The following is a 15,853-nucleotide window of genomic DNA, read 5'->3' as shown; positions in this document are numbered from 1 at the left end:
CTCAACACCATGGCTATCTTCCTTACCAAGGACAGCAAGGTCATCGTCCAGGGCATGACCGGCTCCGAGGGCATGAAGCACACCCGCCGCATGCTCGCCTCCGGCACTCAGATCGTCGGCGGCGTGAACCCGCGCAAGGCGGGCACCACCGTCGACGTGGACGGCACCGAGGTCCCGGTGTTCGGCACCGTGGTCGAGGCGATCGAGAAGACCGGTGCCGACGTCACCGTCATCTTCGTGCCGCCGGCGTTCACCAAGTCCGCCGTGATCGAGGCGATCGACGCCGAGATCGGCCTCGCCGTGGTCATCACCGAGGGCGTTCCGGTGCACGACACCGCCGCGTTCTGGGCCCACGCCGGCGCCAAGGGCAACAAGACCCGCATCATCGGCCCGAACTGCCCCGGCCTGATCAGCCCCGGACAGTCCAACGCGGGCATCATCCCGGCCAACATCACCGGCTCGGGCAAGATCGGTCTGGTGTCGAAGTCCGGCACCCTGACCTACCAGCTCATGTACGAGCTCCGTGACCTCGGCTTCTCCTCCGCGGTGGGCATCGGTGGCGACCCGGTCATCGGCACCACCCACATCGACGCCCTCAAGGCGTTCCAGGAGGACCCGGAGACCGAGCTGATCGTGATGATCGGCGAGATCGGCGGCGACGCCGAGGAGCGTGCCGCGGCCTACATCGCCGAGCACGTCACCAAGCCGGTCGTCGGCTACGTCGCGGGCTTCACCGCGCCCGAGGGCAAGACCATGGGCCACGCCGGCGCCATCGTCTCCGGCTCCTCCGGCACCGCCCAGGCGAAGAAGGAGGCCCTGGAGGCCGCCGGCGTCAAGGTCGGCAAGACGCCGTCCGAGACCGCCCGCCTGGCCCGCGAGCTGTTCGCCGCCGCGCAGTAGTCAGTACGCCCGAGGGCGCCGCGCACCGTTCCGTCCGGACGGTGCGCGGCGCCCTCGGCGTCTCCCTCGGCGTCTCCCGGGGCCGACCCGCTACGGGGCGCAGACCGGGCCGCACGGGGCGGCCAGCGGCGGCGGCAGCGGGTGGCGCTCCGGCGGCGGGGCGAACGGCGGCCGGCCGGCCGCGAACGGACCCGCCGCGAACGGGCCGCCGGGCAGCGCGCGGTGTCCGGCCCGCCCGGGCGGGCCGGTCCAGCGGCGGCGGCAGCTGCCCGTGCCGGCCGATCACCCGGGCCGGGACGCCGGGCGCCGGACTGCACCACGGCGTCCGCAGCCCCGGCGCGCGGTACGGGGCGGCCGGGCCCGCGCTGCCCGTACCGGCCGAGGTGCAGGCCGTCGCGCCCACCGGCTCCGGCGCCGAATCCGTCGGGCCCACGCCCAGCAGGGCCGCCACGATCACCCCGCCCACCACCGCGGTCAGCGCCGCCGCCGCGCCCGTCACCAGCCCGGTGTGCAGCCGGCTGTCCGCGACCAGCCGCGCCGTGGACGGCACCCGCGGGCCCGGGCAGCCGTGCACCGCCGCCCGGTGCAGCAGGGCCGAGAGCCGCTCCGCGAACTCCGGGTCGTCCGGGTCTGCGCCGACCAGCGCCGGGACCTCCCGGGCCAGGTCGGCCCGCGCCGAACGCACCCGGCTCCCGGCCGCCGCCGTGCTCGACTCCACCTCCACCGCGACCCGCTCCACCGGCAGGCCCAGCGTGTCGTGCAGCACCAGTGCCCGCCGCCGCGGCCGCGACAGCCGCAGCAGCGCCTTCACCAGCGCCCGGTCCTGGTGGGTCAGCTTCTGCGGCGGCTCGGGCGGCTCCGGGGCGCCCGCCGCGTCGACCACGATCCGCCGCCGCGGCCACCGCAGCAGGTGCGCCCGCCGCGGGCCGCCCCGGTGCCACGGCGACAGCGCCAGGTCGAACGCCTCCCCGCGCACCCGCCCCTCCGGGTCCGGACCGGCCGACACCTCCTCCCACCGCCGGGCCGCCGACCCCAGCGCCAGGTGCACGCAGTGCGCCGCGCGGTGGCGATGGCCGGTCAGCAGGAAGGTCTGCTGCACCAGCCGGGCGTGCACCAGCGCGGCGAACTCCCCGAAGTCGGCCGGGACGGGGGCGGGCTCGGTCTCGGGCTCGGCGGGTGCGGGTGCGGGCGCGGCGGCGGCCGTCGCGGCGGGCGCTTCAGGGGCTCCGGGCGTTCCGGGCGTTCCGGGCGTTCCGGGTGCTTCGGGTGCCTCGGGTGCTTCGGGTGCTTCGGGGGTCAGCGTGGCGAGCAGGGCCACCGCCTCCTCGCGGGTGCGGACGCCGAGCTTGCGGATCGCCCGGTCGAGGTGGCTGCGGGCGGTGCCCGGAGCGACGCCCAGGTGCCGGGCGATGGCGCGCAGGTCGTCGCCGGCGGCCAGCCGGGCCAGGGCCTGGGCCTCGCGCGGGGCCAGGCGGCGCAGCAGGAGCTCCGCGTCCTCACGGGCCCGGGGAGAGGTCCCGGCGGTGCGTTCCGGTTCGGCGGTCGAGGGCGAGGTCACCGATCTCCTCCGTGGCAGGTCCGTCCCGGAAAAAGGCACATGTACTGATAATCCGGGACACGGCGAAGGTTCGCGCGTTGACACCCCGCAACGGGTGGTCTTGGCAGCATGAGGGCCATGACGCAGTTGATGGGCCGTCCGATCCTGGGCCTGCCGAGCGACTTGGACAGCCGCTCCACCCTCTCCGACCTGCTCACCGGCGTCCGCGCCGCGCTGCTCACCCTGTCCGTGGTCGCCGTCCCGGTGTTCGGCTTGTGGGTGCTCGCCCCGTACGGTGACGACACGGCGCAGGACGCGGCCCGAGCCGCCTTCGGGCTCTGGCTGCTCGGCCACGGCGCCCCGCTCGTCCGGGGCCCCGGCGCCGCGCCGGTGACCGTCACGCCGCTGTTGCTCACCGCCGTCACGGCCGTGCTGCTCTCCCGCGCCGGGCACCGCCAGGCCCGGCGCGCCCGGGGGCGCGGATGGATGCGCTGGCGCTCCCCGCTCGCGGTGTACGCCGGGTACCTGCTGGTCGCGGCCGCCGCCGTCGCCCAGTGCGCCGACCCGCAGGCCCTGCTGCGCTCCCGGGCCGTGGCCGACCTCGTCGCCGTCGCCCTGCTCACCGCCGCCGCGCTCGGCCACGGCCTGTGGACCGGGCTCGGCCGGCCGTCCGCGCTGCCCCGGCTGCCGCTGCCGCCCGCGCTCTGGCCGGACGGCGCCCCGGCGGCCACCGGACGGGCGCTGGCCGGCTGGCTGCTCGCGCTGACCGCCGGCGGCGGGGTGGTGCTCGCGGTCGCGGTGCTGCTCGGCTCCGCCGGACAGCACGCGCAGCGGCTCGGCGGCGGCGCCGCCGACTGGCTCGGCATGCTGCTGGCCTGCCTGGCGCTGGTGCCCAACGCGCTGCTCTGGTCCGCGAGTTACGCGCTCGGCGCGGGATTCGAGGTCGGCACCGGGAGCCACGCCGGACCGTTCGGCACCCGGCTCGGCCCCGCCCCGGACTTCCCGCTGCTCGCCCTGCTCCCCGCCGACCGCGGCCCCGACTGGCACTTGCTGGCCTGTGCGGCGGGCGCTGCGGCGGCGCTCACCGCCGCCCTGCTGATCGGCCGCGCCGCCACCCGCTGGACCGCCGCCCAGACCGCGGCCGTCGCCACCGCGACCGCCCTCGCGGGCGTCCTGCCCGCCCTCCTCGCCGGGTACCTCGCCGGTGGCGCCCTCGCCTCCGGTCGGATGTCCGAACTCGGCCCCGTGCCTTGGCAGTTCGCCCTCGCCCAGACCGCCTGGCTGCTCGCCCTCACCCTGCCGGGGGCGCTGCTGTCGCGCTGGTGGCTCGGCCGCCACGGCGACGGCGCGGGGCCGGTGATCCGCGCTCGGGTGGGGGCGTACCGGCTGGTGTGCCGCCTCGCCGCGTGAACCCGCGCGGGCCGGTGCAGCGGGACGGCGCAGCCGGTGCGCCGGGAACTGCGCACAGCGGGAGGTGAACGTCCGCGAGGTCGCGAGGCGGGCGGTGGGCCGATGTCGCCTCGCGATCCTGCGGCGGGTGCCTGGTCGCCCCCGCAGTTCCCCGCGTCCGGCTGCGCCCGGTCCGGGGTTCACGCGTGCGCGTCCTTGCGGCGCAGGGTGCGCAGGCCCGCCAGGGCCGCGAGGGCCGCCCAGGCGGCCATCAGGAGGAGACCGGTGGTGTGGCCGTAGGGGGCGCCGGGGGTGTCGGCGAGGCGGAGGGCGTACTGACCGGCCCGGTCGGGGAGGAACCGGGCGGCCTCGCGGACGCCCGGGACGGCGGCCAGGGCGGTGGTGCCGAGGAAGACCGCGGGGGAGAGCAGCCCGAGGGCGGCCGTCTGGTTGCGCAGGACGGTGGTGAGCGCCAGGCACAGGACGAGCAGCAGCGGGTGGTAGAGCACCCCGGCGGCGAGGGCCCGCGCGGTGCCGGGGGCGGACAGGTCCAGGCCCACCGTGGCGGCGGTCGCGGCGAGTTGGCAGCCGACGGTGACCAGGCCGACGGCCAGGCCGAGGCCGGTGCCCAGCAGCAGCTTGGCGCGGTAGAAGCGCAGCCGGTCCGGGACGGCGGCGAGCGAGGTGGCCAGGGTGCCGGAGGCGTACTCCTGGCCGATCAGCAGGACGCCCAGGCAGGCGACCGCGACCTGCCCGAAGTTCAGCCCGTAGTACAGCCCCTCCATCGGGTCCTCGGTCAGCGAGGTGTCGGTGCTCCCGTACGCGGCCTGGGCGGCCGCCGTGATGCCCGCGCTGAGCGCCACGGCGAGGAACGGGGTCGTCCACAGCGGGCGCAGCGTGGCGAACTTCGCCCACTCGGCGCGCAGCGGGTACGTGGTGCGGGTGCGGGTGCGGGTGCGGGTGCCGGTGCTCATGCCGCCACCGCCCGGTACTCGACGGCGTCCGCGGTCATCCGCATGAAGGCCTCCTCCAGGGAGTCGTGGGTGACGGAGAGCTCGACCAGCACCACCCGGTGCTCGGCGGCCAGCGCGCCAAGCCGGCCGGGGTCGGCGTCCGGGACGTCGAACGCGCCGTCGCCGCCGGGCACCGGCACCGCGTCCGGGTGGGCGGCGGCGAGCAGGGCGGCCAGCGCGGCCGGGTCGACGGCGCGGACCCGGACCCGGCGGCGGCCGTGCCGGGCCAGGAAGTCGGCAGTGGAGGCGTCGGCGAGCAGCCGGCCCCGGCCGATCACCACCAGGTGGTCGGCGGTCACCGCCATCTCCGCCATCAGGTGCGAGGACACCAGCACCGCCCGGCCCTCGCCCGCGAGCCGGCGCAGCAGGCTCCGGATCCACCGGATGCCCTCCGCGTCCAGGCCGTTCACCGGCTCGTCCAGCAGCAGCGCGGCCGGATCGCCGAGCAGGGCCGCCGCGACGCCCAGGCGCTGGCGCATGCCGAGCGAGAACGTCCGGATCCGGTGTCCGGCGACCCCGGCGAGGCCGACCAGGGCCAGCACCTCGCCGACCCGGCGGGCGGACAGGCCGTGCGAGGCGGCGATCCAGCGCAGGTGCCCGGCGGCGGTCCGGCCCGGGTGCAGCGCCTGCGCGTCCAGCAGCGCGCCGACCCGGCACAGCGGGCGGTCGAGCCCGGCGTACGGCCGCCCGTCCACCAGCGCCGTCCCGGACGTCGGCCGGTCCAGCCCCAGCACCATCCGCAGGGTCGTCGACTTCCCGGCCCCGTTCGGCCCCAGGAACCCGGTCACCCGCCCGGGCTCGACCCGGAACGACAGGCCGTCCACGGCCCGGCGCTCGCCGTACGCCTTGGTCAGGTCGCGGATCTCGATCACGGGAACTCCCCTCGTCCGTTCGGTGCTCCGAGTCAACCGCCCAGCCCCGGGCGGCCGGATCCCGCGCGCGGGTGGACCTCCTCCCTCCCGGGAGGGAGGAGCGGGCGAGCGCCGCCCTGACAAGGCGGACGTCGTTGGCCGGCCCGGATCGGGCGGCCGGGAGGGTGGGGGAGGATGGTCGGATGCCCGCACTGCTCGCTCCGCTGTCGCGTCCCGCCACCTACACCCGGTGGGTGCACCTGATGGTCGGGTTGGTGTTCGCCGGGGTGGTGCTGCTGGTGTACCCGGGGACGGAGGGGGTGTCGACCGGGCGGGCGGTGGCGTGGGCGGTGGCGGTGGACGTGCCGCTGCTGTGCCTGGTGGCGCTGGTGCCGGGGGTGCGGCGCGGGGAGGGCGTGCAGGCGCGGCTGCTGCTGGCGCCCGCGCGGGAGGAGGAGATCGGGGTCGCGCCGTCGGCGGGCTGGGCGGCGGGGGCGGACGGCGTGCTGGCTGGTGGCCCGGGTCGGGCTGGGGGTGCTGCTCGGGACGGCGACGGCGGCGGTGGTCCGGGCGGTGGCGGCCGTGCCGCTGCTCGCGCCACCGGCGGCCCTCGTCCTGCTCTGGCTGGTGGTGTACGCCGGGCGCCTGCAACTCGCGCTCGCGGTAAGGCTGTTGGGCCCGTCCGGGGCCGAGCGGCTGGCCGCCGCCGAGGCCCGGGCCGAACGCCTGCTGGAGCGCAACCGGCTGGCCCGGGAGCTGCACGACTCGATCGGCCACGCGCTGACGGTGACGGTGGTGCAGGCGGGCGCGGCCCGTGAGGTGGCCGATCCGGCGTTCCGGGAGCGGGCGTTGGAGGCGATCGAGACCACCGGGCGCCGCGCGTTGGACGACCTGGAACGGATGCTGGTGCTGCTGCGCGAGACCCCCGAGGCGGCCGTCGCCGAACGGCCTGGCCTGGACCGCGCCCCCGAGCTGTTCGCCGCCGCCCGGGCGGCCGGTAGCACCGTCGACGCCGAACTCGACGTCCGGGCCGCCGAGTTGCCCGGAGTGCTGTCCCGCGAGGCGTACCGGATCGTCCAGGAGGGCGTCACCAACGCGCTGCGGCACGCCCCCGGCGCGCCGATCCGGGTCCGGGGCGCGGTGGCGGACGGCGTGCTGGAGCTTTCCTGCCGCAACTCCATCACGGGGAACGGGAGTTCGCGTAGGGGCGGCGGCAAGGGCCTGCGCGGGGTGCGGGAACGCGCGGTACTGCTCGGCGGCGAGTGCGCGGCGGGCCCGGACGGGGCGTACTGGCTGCTGCGGGTGCGGCTGCCGCTACGGTTGGGGCGGTGAGCGTGATCAAGGTGCTGCTGGTCGACGACGAGGAACTCATCCGCTTCGGCCTGCGCGCCGTCCTGGACGCCCAGCCCGATCTGGAGGTGGTCGGCGAGGCCGCCGACGGCGCCGAGGCGCTCGGCCTGGTCCGCTCGCTGCGCCCCGACGTGGTGCTGATGGACGTGCGGATGCCGGGTCTGGACGGGCTGGCCGCGACCCGGGCGATCCTGCGCGGCACCGACGCGCCGCCGAAGATCCTGGTGGTGACCACCTTCGAGGCCGACGACTACGTGTACGAGGCGCTGCGCGCGGGCGCCGACGGCTTCCTGCTCAAGCGCTCCCGCCCCGCCGAGGTGGTCCAGGCGGTGCGGCTGGTGGCGGCGGGGGAGAGCCTGCTGTTCCCCGCCGCGATCCGCCGCCTCGCCGCCGCCCGGGCCGGACGGGACGCCGACGGCGGCGCGGTGGCCCGGGCGGGACTGACCGGCCGGGAGGGCGAGGTGCTGCGCCTGATGGCCCGGGGCCTGTCCAACGCGGAGATCGGCGAACGGCTGCACCTGGGCGTGCAGACCGTGAAGACGCACGTCAGCGCGGTGCTCGGCAAGCTCGGTGCCCGGGACCGCACCCAGGCGGTGATCGCCGCCTACGAGTCCGGCTTCGTCACCCCCGCCCCGGACGGGACGGCCGACCGGGGCTGATGCGTTCCGTCCGGCCGCGGGCTGTGGGCCATGGGCCACGGGCGCTCAGTGCGGGAGGGCGGGGACGGTCCGGTACGCGCCCCGGCGCAGCAGGTCGGAGAGCCGGGCCGCGACGTCGTCCGGGTCGGCCGGCTCCGCGCCGGTGCGCTCGACCAGGACGACGTACACCCGCTCGCCCGGCAGCCGCAGGTCCCGGGGCGTCGGGTCGGCGCACAGCGTGCGGTCGCCGAGCAGGTGGTCGCAGTGCCCCTGCTTGATCGCGTCCCGCAGGTCGGCCCACTCGTCCGGGTTCAGGTACAGCACGGTGCGCGGGTCGGTGGCCCGGGCGACCGCCACCCCGCGGGGCGAACTCGCCAGCACCACCCCGTCCAGGTCGTCGCCGACCGCGTGCCAGTCCAGCCCCGGGTGCCCCTTCGGGTAGTACTCGACCGGGATCACCGCCCCACCTCCAGCGGCGGGAGGAACGGCTCCGCCTCGGGCGCGTCCACCTCGACCCACAGCCGCTCCCAGCGGTCCCCCGAGGTGTGCCCGAACCGGTCGCCCGCGTGCAGGGTCCGCAGCACCTCCTCGGCGAGGCGGTGCCCCGGCTGCTCCACCAGCCGGAGGGTGATCCGGAACCCGCCGTCGCCGGACTCCTCCACCAGCGCTCGGCGCCCCGTCAACTCGCCCAGCGTGTCCCCGATCCACCGGGCCCGGGCGGCGGCGTCGCCCGGGTCGGTGCCGTCGGTCCGTTGTTGTGCCGGCACGCTCCCTCTCTCCTTTCGTCGACGGCCCCCCGTGGGGACCGAACGTCTGATTGATTGATTTGCCCATCAGCTTTCACTGGTCCCATCCACGTCCGGCGCGGGCGCGAGGCCGCCCGGGTGCACGGGCACCTCCGTCCCGCCCCGGAGCGGCCGGACCCACATCAGCCCGCACCACTCGCCCATGTACCGGACCAGTGCCCCGGACTTCCGGTCGACCACCAATTCGCCGATGGCAGCGGGTCGGTACGGGGTGGGCGGCAGCAACTCGGGCCCTGCGGACGCTTCCTGCTCGCTCACTCTGTGCTCCGATCCTTCGCCAATGTGTCACCAGCATCGGCATCCGCGGCTACGATCGGAAGCGTTTGGAGTCAACACTCGTGGTTTTCGACCGGGGAGAACGTACGTGCGCATCAACGAACTTGACCCCTCGTCATCCCCGCTGGCCGCACTCGGCTGGCAGTTGCGCGAACGACGGCAGCAACAGCGGCTCACCCAGGACGAGTTGGGGTCGCTGGTGAACTACACCGGCGCGTACGTCTCGATGATCGAGAACGGGAAGCGCCGCCCCCCGGTCGAGTTCATCCGCGCGGCGGACCGGGCGCTGGGCGCGGCCGGTGCGCTGGAGGGCCTGTGGTGGATGATCGGCCACACCTCTTTTCACGGCGGGTTCCCGGAGTACGTGGGCTTCGAGGCCAGGGCTCGCCGCATTCAGGTGTGGGAAGTCGGGATTCTGCCCGGCATCATTCAAACCGAGGAGTACGCCCGGGCATTGGAGGCGGGATATGTGGAGCGGGGATCGGTCACGCCCGAGCAGGCCGCAGAGCGGGTCGGTGTCCTGCTGGGCAGGCAGGCTCCGCTGCACCAGGCGGATCCGCCGGAGTTGCACCTGGTGATCGACGAGAGCTGCATCCGCGCAGTGGTTGGTTCACCTCAAGTGATGATGCGGCAGTTGGACTGGTTGATCGCGCTGTCGGCGCGCCCCAACGTCGTCCTCCAGATCGTGCCGTTCGCCCACGGGGCCAAGCGCCCCTTCACGCACATGACCATCCTCCTGACCATGGCCGATGGCGAGTTGATGGGGTACACCGAGACGCATCAGCGGGGCTATGTCGAACACGAATACGGAACCGTGGCGGGCTGGTTGGGTGAGTATCATCGCCTGCAGATCGAAGCTCTCTCCCCGGCTGACTCCCTCGTGCTGATCAGCAAGGCTCGGAAGGATCTGTGCAACATGGTCCCCGTTGACACAGCCAACGCCAGTTGGTTCAAGTCCAACTACTCCGGCGGCGGTGGTGCGTGCGTCGAGATCAGCACCTCCCACGCGCAGTCCCACGGCGTGGTGCTGGTTCGTGACAGCAAGAACCCCGAGGGTTCGTACCTCACCCTGCCCGCCGCCTCCTGGCAGGCCTTCGCGGCGGCCGTCGGCGGCGGGGCGTTCCGCGTCGGTTGAGTCCGACACCCGTGAAGAGGCCCCCGGCCCCTCGGCCGGGGGTTTCTCGTTATTCGTCGGCGACGTCGTAGAGGTTGCTCAGCCAGGCCGGGACGTCGTACTCCTGGGCGCAGCTGTGCGCGGCCTCCTGGGTGACCGAGTCGTTGCGGCAGTTCAGGTAGTCGCGGTAGGTGAACTGCATGCCGAAGACGCCCAGCGAGACCACCAGGGCGAGGCCGCCGGTCAGCAGGGCGCTGAGCGCGGCGGGGACCTGCGGGCGGACGGGGCGCGGGGAGAACGGGTCGGCGGCGGGCTCGGCCGGGGTGCGCAGGACGGTGATCGCGTACCAGACGGCGAGCAGCGAGAGCGGGAAAGCCAGCCAGTACAGGCCGAACAGCACCGCGAGCAGGGCGGCGAAGCCGGAGAGCAGGGCGTTGCGGGCGGTGCGGTGGGTGGGGTCGGCCGGGTCCAGCTTGGGCGGCGAGGGCTGCTGCTGGCCGGGCTCGGGGCGTCGGCCCCACGGCGGGGGCTGGGGACGGTCCTCCCCGGGCTGCCCGTCCGGCTGCTGCCCGGTCTGCTGCCCGGTCTCGGGCGGGCGCGGGGTGCGGGGACGCCAGGGCTGGTCGGGCGCGCCGGGCGGAGGGGGCGCGAAGGGGTTGCGCTCGCCGCTGTCCTCGCCGCTGCTCATGGTCTCGGCCGTTTCTGCTCGTCGGATGGCCCGCCCCGTCGGTGGGGGAGTGGGCGGCCCGGGTCAATGATCCCCCAGTCGGTTCCCGGCCGTACGGCACCCTGCCGGATCGGTGTCCGGGGCGGGGGCGCGACCGCGAGATCCCCGTCTCAACTACGCGCGTAGCGTTGCCCGCTGGTTACGGGCGGCCTCCCACCAGCCGTTATCGTGGTGACGGTCGGCAGCACCCGACGGTTCCCGGGGCCCGCAGCGCCGCGGCCGCCCGGCGGTCCGCCGCCGTCGCTCCCGACCTGCCGCCGCCCGTAGTGGCCCCACCGACGGTGGACGTACCAGCGGGCGACAACCCGACGTACGGAGAATCGCGCCGTGGCTGCCGCTGACGCCCAAGTGTTCCCGCCCCGTACCCCCGGACCGGCCCGGCTGGTGGTGCTGGTCTCCGGCTCCGGCACCAACCTCCAGGCGCTGATCGACGCGGCCGCCGACCCCGGTTACGGCGCGCGGATCGTCGCGGTGGGCGCGGACCGCGACGGCATCGCGGGCATCGAGCGGGCCGAGCGGGCCGGCATCCCGGTCTTCGTCCGGCGGATCAAGGACCACGCCGACCGGGCCGCCTGGGACGCCGCGCTGACCGCCGACGTCGCCTCCCACGAACCCGACCTGGTGGTCACCGCCGGGTTCATGAAGATCCTCGGCCCCGCGTTCGTCGGCGCCTTCGCCGGGCGCACCGTCAACACCCACCCCGCGCTGCTGCCCGCCTTCCCGGGGGCGCACGGCGTGCCCGACGCGCTGGCGTACGGGGTGAAGGTCACCGGCTGCACCGTCCACCTGGTGGACGGCGGCGTGGACACCGGGCCGATCATCGCCCAGGGCGTGGTGGAGGTCGAGGACGCCGACCACGCCGACGGCGGCGAGGCGCTGCACGAGCGCATCAAGACTGTCGAGCGCAAGCTGCTCGTCGAGGTCGTGGGCCGGCTGGCCCGCGAAGGACACCGCATCGAGGACCGAAAGGTATGGATTCCGGCATGAGCGCCGCTTCCTCCGGCAACACCCCCGTCTCCGAGAACGTGCGCCCGATCCGGCGCGCGCTGATCAGCGTCTACGACAAGACCGGGCTGGAGGAGCTGGCCCAGGGGCTGCACGCCGCCGGGGTCGCCATCGTCTCCACCGGCTCCACCGCCGGGCGGATCGCCGCCGCGGGCGTCCCGGTCACCGAGGTCTCCGAGCTGACCGGCTTCCCCGAGTGCCTGGACGGCCGGGTCAAGACCCTGCACCCGCGCGTGCACGCCGGCGTGCTGGCCGACCTGCGCCTGGAGTCGCACCGCGCGCAGCTCGCCGAGCTGGGCGTCGAGCCGTTCGACCTGGTCGTGGTGAACCTGTACCCGTTCACCGCCACCGTCGCCTCCGGCGCCACCCCCGACGAGTGCGTCGAGCAGATCGACATCGGCGGCCCGTCCATGGTCCGCGCCGCCGCGAAGAACCACCCCTCGGTGGCCGTCGTGGTCGACCCGGCCCGCTACGCGGACGTGCTGACCGCCGTGCGGGGCGGCGGCTTCGACCTGCTGACCCGCAAGCGCCTCGCGGGCGCCGCGTTCGCGCACACCGCCGCGTACGACGTCGCCGTCGCCTCCTGGTTCGAGGAGTCGGGCTACACCGAGTCCGAGGCCGCGTTCCCGTCCTTCCTGGGCAGCACCTGGGAGCTCGGCAACGTCCTGCGCTACGGCGAGAACCCGCACCAGCAGGCCGCGCTCTACACCGACACGTCGTCCATCGGCGGCTCCACCGCGGGCGGCGGCCTGGCGGGCGCGCAGCAGCTCCAGGGCAAGGAGATGTCCTACAACAACTACGTGGACACCGACGCGGCCCGCCGCGCCGCGTACGACCACGCGGGCCCGGCCGTCGCCATCATCAAGCACGCCAACCCGTGCGGCATCGGCACCGGCGCGGACGTCGCCGAGGCGCACCGCAAGGCCCACGCCTGCGACCCGGTCTCCGCGTACGGCGGCGTGATCGCCGTCAACCGCCCGGTCACCGCCGAGCTGGCCGAGCAGATCGCCCCGATCTTCACCGAGGTCGTCGTCGCCCCCGGCTACGAGGACGGCGCCCTGGAGGTGCTGGCCAAGAAGAAGAACCTGCGGGTGCTGCTCGCCCCCGAGGCCCCCGCCGACGCGCTGGAGTCCCGCCGGATCTCCGGCGGCCTGCTGCTCCAGCAGGTCGACCGGGTCGACGCGGCCGGCGACGACCCGTCCACCTGGACGCTGGCCACCGGCGAGGCGCTGTCCGCCGACGAGCTGGCCGAGCTGTCCTTCGCCTGGCGGGCCTGCCGGGCCGTCAAGTCCAACGCGATCCTGCTCGCCAAGGACGGCGCCTCGGTCGGCGTCGGCATGGGCCAGGTCAACCGGGTCGACTCCTGCAAGCTCGCCGTCGAGCGGGCCGGCGAGCGCGCGGTCGGCTCCTACGCCGCCTCGGACGCGTTCTTCCCGTTCGCCGACGGCCTGGAGATCCTGCTCGCCGCGGGCGTCAAGGCCGTGGTGCAGCCGGGCGGTTCGATCCGCGACGAGGAGGTGATCGCGGCTGCCGAGAAGGCGGGCGTGACCATGTACCTCACCGGGGCCCGGCACTTCTTCCACTGACCCCGGGTCGGTGACGCTGAGGGCCCCGTACCCCAGCCGAGCTGGGGTGCGGGGCCCTCGGGCGTCCGCGGCGCAGGCTAGCGCTTGATGACGACGGTGCCCGCCGCGCGGTCGTGCCAGCCCTGCAGCTTGCCGGAGTTGTCGAAGAACGGCGAGATGAAGACCAGCAGCGTGCCGATGCCGCACACCAGACCGCCCAGCAGCGGCAGGATGTAGCGGATGAAACCGCCGCCCACGCCCGGGTGCTGGCCGTCGTTCTCCCGCACCACCCGCAGGCCCAGGGCCATCTTGCCGATGGTGGCGCCCGCCAGGCCCACCATCAGCCACTCGTAGAGCAGGCTGAACACGGCGATCACGGCGAACATGGTGAGCAGCGTCACGACCACGCTGGTGCCGGTGTCCCGCACGCACGACTCGTAGCCCGTGCTGCCGTAGTCGTACTGGTTGCAGTCCTTGGACTTGGCCAGGCCGACCGCGCCGGCCAGACCGGCCGCCATGGCGATGCCGATGATGACCGAGGTGACGATGCCGTCCAGCAGCCGGGCCAGGAAGCGCTGGCCCATGGTGGCGATCCGCACCGTGCCGACGTGCGCGATGTTGATGTAGCCGTTGTTGGCCTGGATCGTGCCGGCCGGCTGCGGGTAGCCGTAACCGGCCTGCGGCGGCACCTGCTGCGGGTAGCCGTAGGGCTGCTGCTGCTGCTGCCCCTGCGGGTAGCCGTAACCCGGCTGCTGCGGCGGGGCCTGCTGCGGGTAGCCGTAGCCGGGCTGCGGGGGCTGCTGGCCGTACGGGTTGTTCGGGTCGGGCGGGTAACTCATCGGTGCCTCCGGGCAGGAAGGGACGGGGACGGGACGGGAAAGGACGAGGGACGGGCTGACGGGGGCACCGACCGCGGGGCAGAGTAGCGGACCACGCCGACGGGGCACCGGTCAACGGCCACGGACGTGCCGCCCGTTCAGGACCGCAGCAGGACGAGCCGGGCCAACTCCCAGACCCAGGCCGCCGCCAGGGCCGCGCCCACCAGCAGGTTGCGGCCCGCGTACGACAGTTGCCGCCACCGCCGGCCCGGGCCGAACGGGCCGCACACCAGCGCCACCGCGGTCAGCGCCGTGACCGGGTTCGCGAGCAGCGCTGCCGCCCACCGGCCGTGGCCCGCCTCGACGAACACCGTCGTGCTGCCGCACAGCGGACACGGCACCCCGGTCAGCAGGCGCAGCGGACACAGCACCCCCGGGTCGTGCGCGTCGTGCACCGCGGCCACCGCGACCGCCGCGCCGGCGACCGCCGCCGCCCGCAGCAGCACCCGCAGCGCCCCGCCCGGCACGGTGCCGGCCGAGCGCCGCCAACGGGACGCCGTGCGGCGGACCGGAGGAGCGGAGGAACGGGAGGAGCGGGGAACGGGGAGCGGGGAGCGGGGAGCGGCGTCCGGCGGGGCCGGAGCGGGCCCCGGGGCGCTCACGGCCGTTCGGGGCGCGCGACGCGGCGGCGGCACCCGGGCGGCGCGCGCCGCGCGGCCCCGGTCGGTGCGGTTCGCCCACTGTCGTCCATCCCCCGGCTGTCGTCCCCTCCTGCCGGCTACGGCCCGTCACCAGGGCCGGTGCGGCAGGGATCGTCCGGCCATCGTCGTGCGTACCGCACCGCGCTGTCCAGCGGCTCCCGCAACCCGGACCGGACCGTGGCACAACCGCGACGCGACCGGTACGCTCCGTCGCCCCGCGCCCACCCGGGGTGGCCCGCGCGGCGCACCGGTCCGGCAGGCGGTCCGGCGGCGCGGCCCGCGCACCCGATCCGGGAGAATGGGGGTCATGACTGCCCAGATTCTCGATGGCAAGGCCACCGCGGCCGCGATCAAGTCCGAACTCGCCGTCCGCGTGGCGGCCCTCAAGGAGCGGGGCATCGTCCCCGGCCTCGGCACCGTCCTGGTCGGCGACGACCCGGGCAGCCGGTGGTACGTCAACGGCAAGCACCGGGACTGCGCGGAGATCGGCATCGCCTCCATCCAGCGCGAACTGCCCGCCACCGCCACCCAGGAGGACGTCGAGAACGTCGTCCGCGAGCTCAACGCCGACCCGTCCTGCACCGGCTACATCGTCCAACTCCCGCTCCCCAAGGGCCTGGACCAGAACCGCGTGCTCGAACTCATGGACCCGGACAAGGACGCCGACGGCCTCCACCCGACCTCGCTCGGCCGCCTCGTCCTCGGCATCGACGGCCCGCTGCCCTGCACCCCGCTCGGCATCGTCGAACTGCTCCGCCGCCACGGCGTCGCCGTCGACGGCGCCGAGGTGGTCGTGGTCGGCCGCGGCATCACCGTCGGCCGCTCCATCGGCCTGCTGCTCACCCGCCGCAGCGAGAACGCCACCGTGACGCTCTGCCACACCGGCACCCGCGACCTCGCCGCGCACCTGCGGAACGCCGACGTCATCGTCGCCGCCGCGGGCGTCCCGCACCTGGTCAAGCCCGAGGACGTCAAGCCCGGCGCGGCGGTCCTGGACGTCGGCGTCTCCCGCAGCGAGGGCAAGATCGTCGGCGACGTGCACCCCGGCGTCGCCGAGGTGGCCGGCTGGATCTCCCCCAACCCCGGCGGCGTCGGCCCGATGACCCGCGCGATGCTCCTCAACAACATCGTCGAGGCGGCCGAGCGCCGCGCCGGCGCCTGAC

At 75.2% G+C, this 15,853-nt stretch carries 16 protein-coding genes; 8 read left to right on the top strand and 8 right to left on the bottom strand.

Annotated elements, in window-relative coordinates; all coding sequences use genetic code 11:
• The first annotated feature begins 9 nt into the window (after positions 1-9).
• On the top strand, positions 10-900 hold the full coding sequence (gene sucD, locus HUT16_RS13360) for a succinate--CoA ligase subunit alpha (RefSeq protein WP_176188435.1): 891 nt from the start codon (positions 10-12) through the stop codon (positions 898-900).
• Here the strand turns inward: sucD and HUT16_RS13355 are convergent.
• Positions 833-2,458 (bottom strand): LuxR C-terminal-related transcriptional regulator, encoded by a 1,626-nt coding sequence (locus HUT16_RS13355; RefSeq protein ID WP_176188434.1) that lies wholly within the window; start codon positions 2,456-2,458, stop codon positions 833-835. The two genes, sucD and HUT16_RS13355, sit on opposite strands and share 68 nt — an antisense overlap.
• A 117-nt stretch (positions 2,459-2,575) precedes the next feature.
• On the opposite strand from HUT16_RS13355, the gene HUT16_RS13350 reads away from it, so the two are divergent.
• Complete coding sequence (locus HUT16_RS13350) at positions 2,576-3,847, top strand: DUF6350 family protein (RefSeq protein WP_176188433.1); 1,272 nt, start codon at positions 2,576-2,578, stop codon at positions 3,845-3,847.
• A 179-nt stretch (positions 3,848-4,026) separates the two neighbouring features.
• Here HUT16_RS13350 and HUT16_RS13345 read toward each other — a convergent pair whose 3' ends face one another.
• Both HUT16_RS13345 and HUT16_RS13340 read right to left on the bottom strand, forming a co-directional pair.
• A complete protein-coding gene (locus HUT16_RS13345; protein ID WP_176188432.1) occupies positions 4,027-4,800 on the bottom strand; it encodes a hypothetical protein in 774 nt (257 codons plus the stop codon).
• Entirely contained in the window at positions 4,797-5,711 is a 915-nt protein-coding gene (locus HUT16_RS13340; RefSeq protein WP_176188431.1) for an ABC transporter ATP-binding protein, read from the bottom strand. Before HUT16_RS13340 ends, HUT16_RS13345 begins: the two co-directional genes overlap by 4 nt.
• Positions 5,712-6,203: 492 nt before the next feature.
• Between HUT16_RS13340 and HUT16_RS13335 the strand changes: the two genes are divergently transcribed.
• Complete coding sequence (locus HUT16_RS13335; protein ID WP_254897797.1) at positions 6,204-7,022, top strand: sensor histidine kinase; 819 nt, start codon at positions 6,204-6,206, stop codon at positions 7,020-7,022.
• Positions 7,019-7,699: a response regulator transcription factor gene (locus HUT16_RS13330; RefSeq protein WP_254897796.1), complete on the top strand. Its 681-nt coding sequence runs from the start codon at positions 7,019-7,021 to the stop codon at positions 7,697-7,699. Before HUT16_RS13335 ends, HUT16_RS13330 begins: the two co-directional genes overlap by 4 nt.
• A 45-nt stretch (positions 7,700-7,744) precedes the next feature.
• On the opposite strand, the gene HUT16_RS13325 is transcribed toward HUT16_RS13330, so the two are convergent.
• Positions 7,745-8,137, bottom strand: coding sequence for a hypothetical protein (locus HUT16_RS13325; protein WP_176188430.1), 393 nt, complete (start codon positions 8,135-8,137; stop codon positions 7,745-7,747).
• Positions 8,134-8,445, bottom strand: coding sequence for a hypothetical protein (locus HUT16_RS13320; RefSeq protein ID WP_176188429.1), 312 nt, complete (start codon positions 8,443-8,445; stop codon positions 8,134-8,136). The genes HUT16_RS13325 and HUT16_RS13320 overlap by 4 nt, the downstream gene beginning before the upstream one ends.
• A gap of 403 nt (positions 8,446-8,848) precedes the next feature.
• Between HUT16_RS13320 and HUT16_RS13315 the strand changes: the two genes are divergently transcribed.
• Entirely contained in the window at positions 8,849-9,895 is a 1,047-nt protein-coding gene (locus tag HUT16_RS13315) for a Scr1 family TA system antitoxin-like transcriptional regulator (RefSeq protein ID WP_176188428.1), read from the top strand.
• Positions 9,896-9,944: 49 nt separating this feature from the next.
• Here HUT16_RS13315 and HUT16_RS13310 read toward each other — a convergent pair whose 3' ends face one another.
• Positions 9,945-10,562: a hypothetical protein gene (locus HUT16_RS13310; protein ID WP_176188427.1), complete on the bottom strand. Its 618-nt coding sequence runs from the start codon at positions 10,560-10,562 to the stop codon at positions 9,945-9,947.
• Between the two features lie 366 nt (positions 10,563-10,928).
• On the opposite strand from HUT16_RS13310, the gene purN reads away from it, so the two are divergent.
• Positions 10,929-11,588 carry a phosphoribosylglycinamide formyltransferase gene (purN, locus tag HUT16_RS13305; protein WP_254897795.1) on the top strand — a complete coding sequence of 220 codons (660 nt, stop codon included), beginning with the start codon at positions 10,929-10,931 and terminating at the stop codon, positions 11,586-11,588.
• Positions 11,585-13,192 carry a bifunctional phosphoribosylaminoimidazolecarboxamide formyltransferase/IMP cyclohydrolase gene (gene purH / locus HUT16_RS13300; protein ID WP_176188426.1) on the top strand — a complete coding sequence of 536 codons (1,608 nt, stop codon included), beginning with the start codon at positions 11,585-11,587 and terminating at the stop codon, positions 13,190-13,192. The genes purN and purH overlap by 4 nt, the downstream gene beginning before the upstream one ends.
• Positions 13,193-13,269: 77 nt before the next feature.
• Here the strand turns inward: purH and HUT16_RS13295 are convergent, their stop codons facing one another.
• Together HUT16_RS13295 and HUT16_RS13290 are read right to left on the bottom strand one after the other, a co-directional pair.
• Positions 13,270-14,010, bottom strand: a complete 741-nt coding sequence (locus tag HUT16_RS13295; protein WP_176188425.1) for an RDD family protein — start codon at positions 14,008-14,010, stop codon at positions 13,270-13,272.
• A gap of 137 nt (positions 14,011-14,147) precedes the next feature.
• On the bottom strand, positions 14,148-14,516 hold the full coding sequence (locus HUT16_RS13290) for a DUF2752 domain-containing protein (RefSeq protein ID WP_176188424.1): 369 nt from the start codon (positions 14,514-14,516) through the stop codon (positions 14,148-14,150).
• A gap of 481 nt (positions 14,517-14,997) precedes the next feature.
• On the opposite strand from HUT16_RS13290, the gene HUT16_RS13285 reads away from it, so the two are divergent.
• Positions 14,998-15,852 (top strand): bifunctional methylenetetrahydrofolate dehydrogenase/methenyltetrahydrofolate cyclohydrolase, encoded by an 855-nt coding sequence (locus tag HUT16_RS13285; RefSeq protein WP_176188423.1) that lies wholly within the window; start codon positions 14,998-15,000, stop codon positions 15,850-15,852.
• Position 15,853 lies beyond the last annotated feature (1 nt).

Origin of the sequence: Kitasatospora sp. NA04385 (assembly GCF_013364235.1) — a bacterium.
Taxonomy (GTDB): domain Bacteria; phylum Actinomycetota; class Actinomycetes; order Streptomycetales; family Streptomycetaceae; genus Kitasatospora.
This window is presented reverse-complemented; position numbering and strand designations above follow the sequence as displayed.

Bases quoted from the DNA above. Each gene is read 5' to 3' on its own strand.
- sucD (WP_176188435.1), top strand. From the start codon at position 10: ATGGCTATCTTCCTTACCAAGGACAGCAAGGTCATCGTCCAGGGCATG.
- HUT16_RS13350 (WP_176188433.1), top strand. From the start codon at position 2,576: ATGACGCAGTTGATGGGCCGTCCGATCCTGGGCCTGCCGAGCGACTTG.
- HUT16_RS13345 (WP_176188432.1), bottom strand. From the start codon at position 4,800: ATGAGCACCGGCACCCGCACCCGCACCCGCACCCGCACCACGTACCCG.
- HUT16_RS13310 (WP_176188427.1), bottom strand. From the start codon at position 10,562: ATGAGCAGCGGCGAGGACAGCGGCGAGCGCAACCCCTTCGCGCCCCCT.
- purH (WP_176188426.1), top strand. From the start codon at position 11,585: ATGAGCGCCGCTTCCTCCGGCAACACCCCCGTCTCCGAGAACGTGCGC.
- HUT16_RS13295 (WP_176188425.1), bottom strand. From the start codon at position 14,010: ATGAGTTACCCGCCCGACCCGAACAACCCGTACGGCCAGCAGCCCCCG.
- HUT16_RS13285 (WP_176188423.1), top strand. From the start codon at position 14,998: ATGACTGCCCAGATTCTCGATGGCAAGGCCACCGCGGCCGCGATCAAG.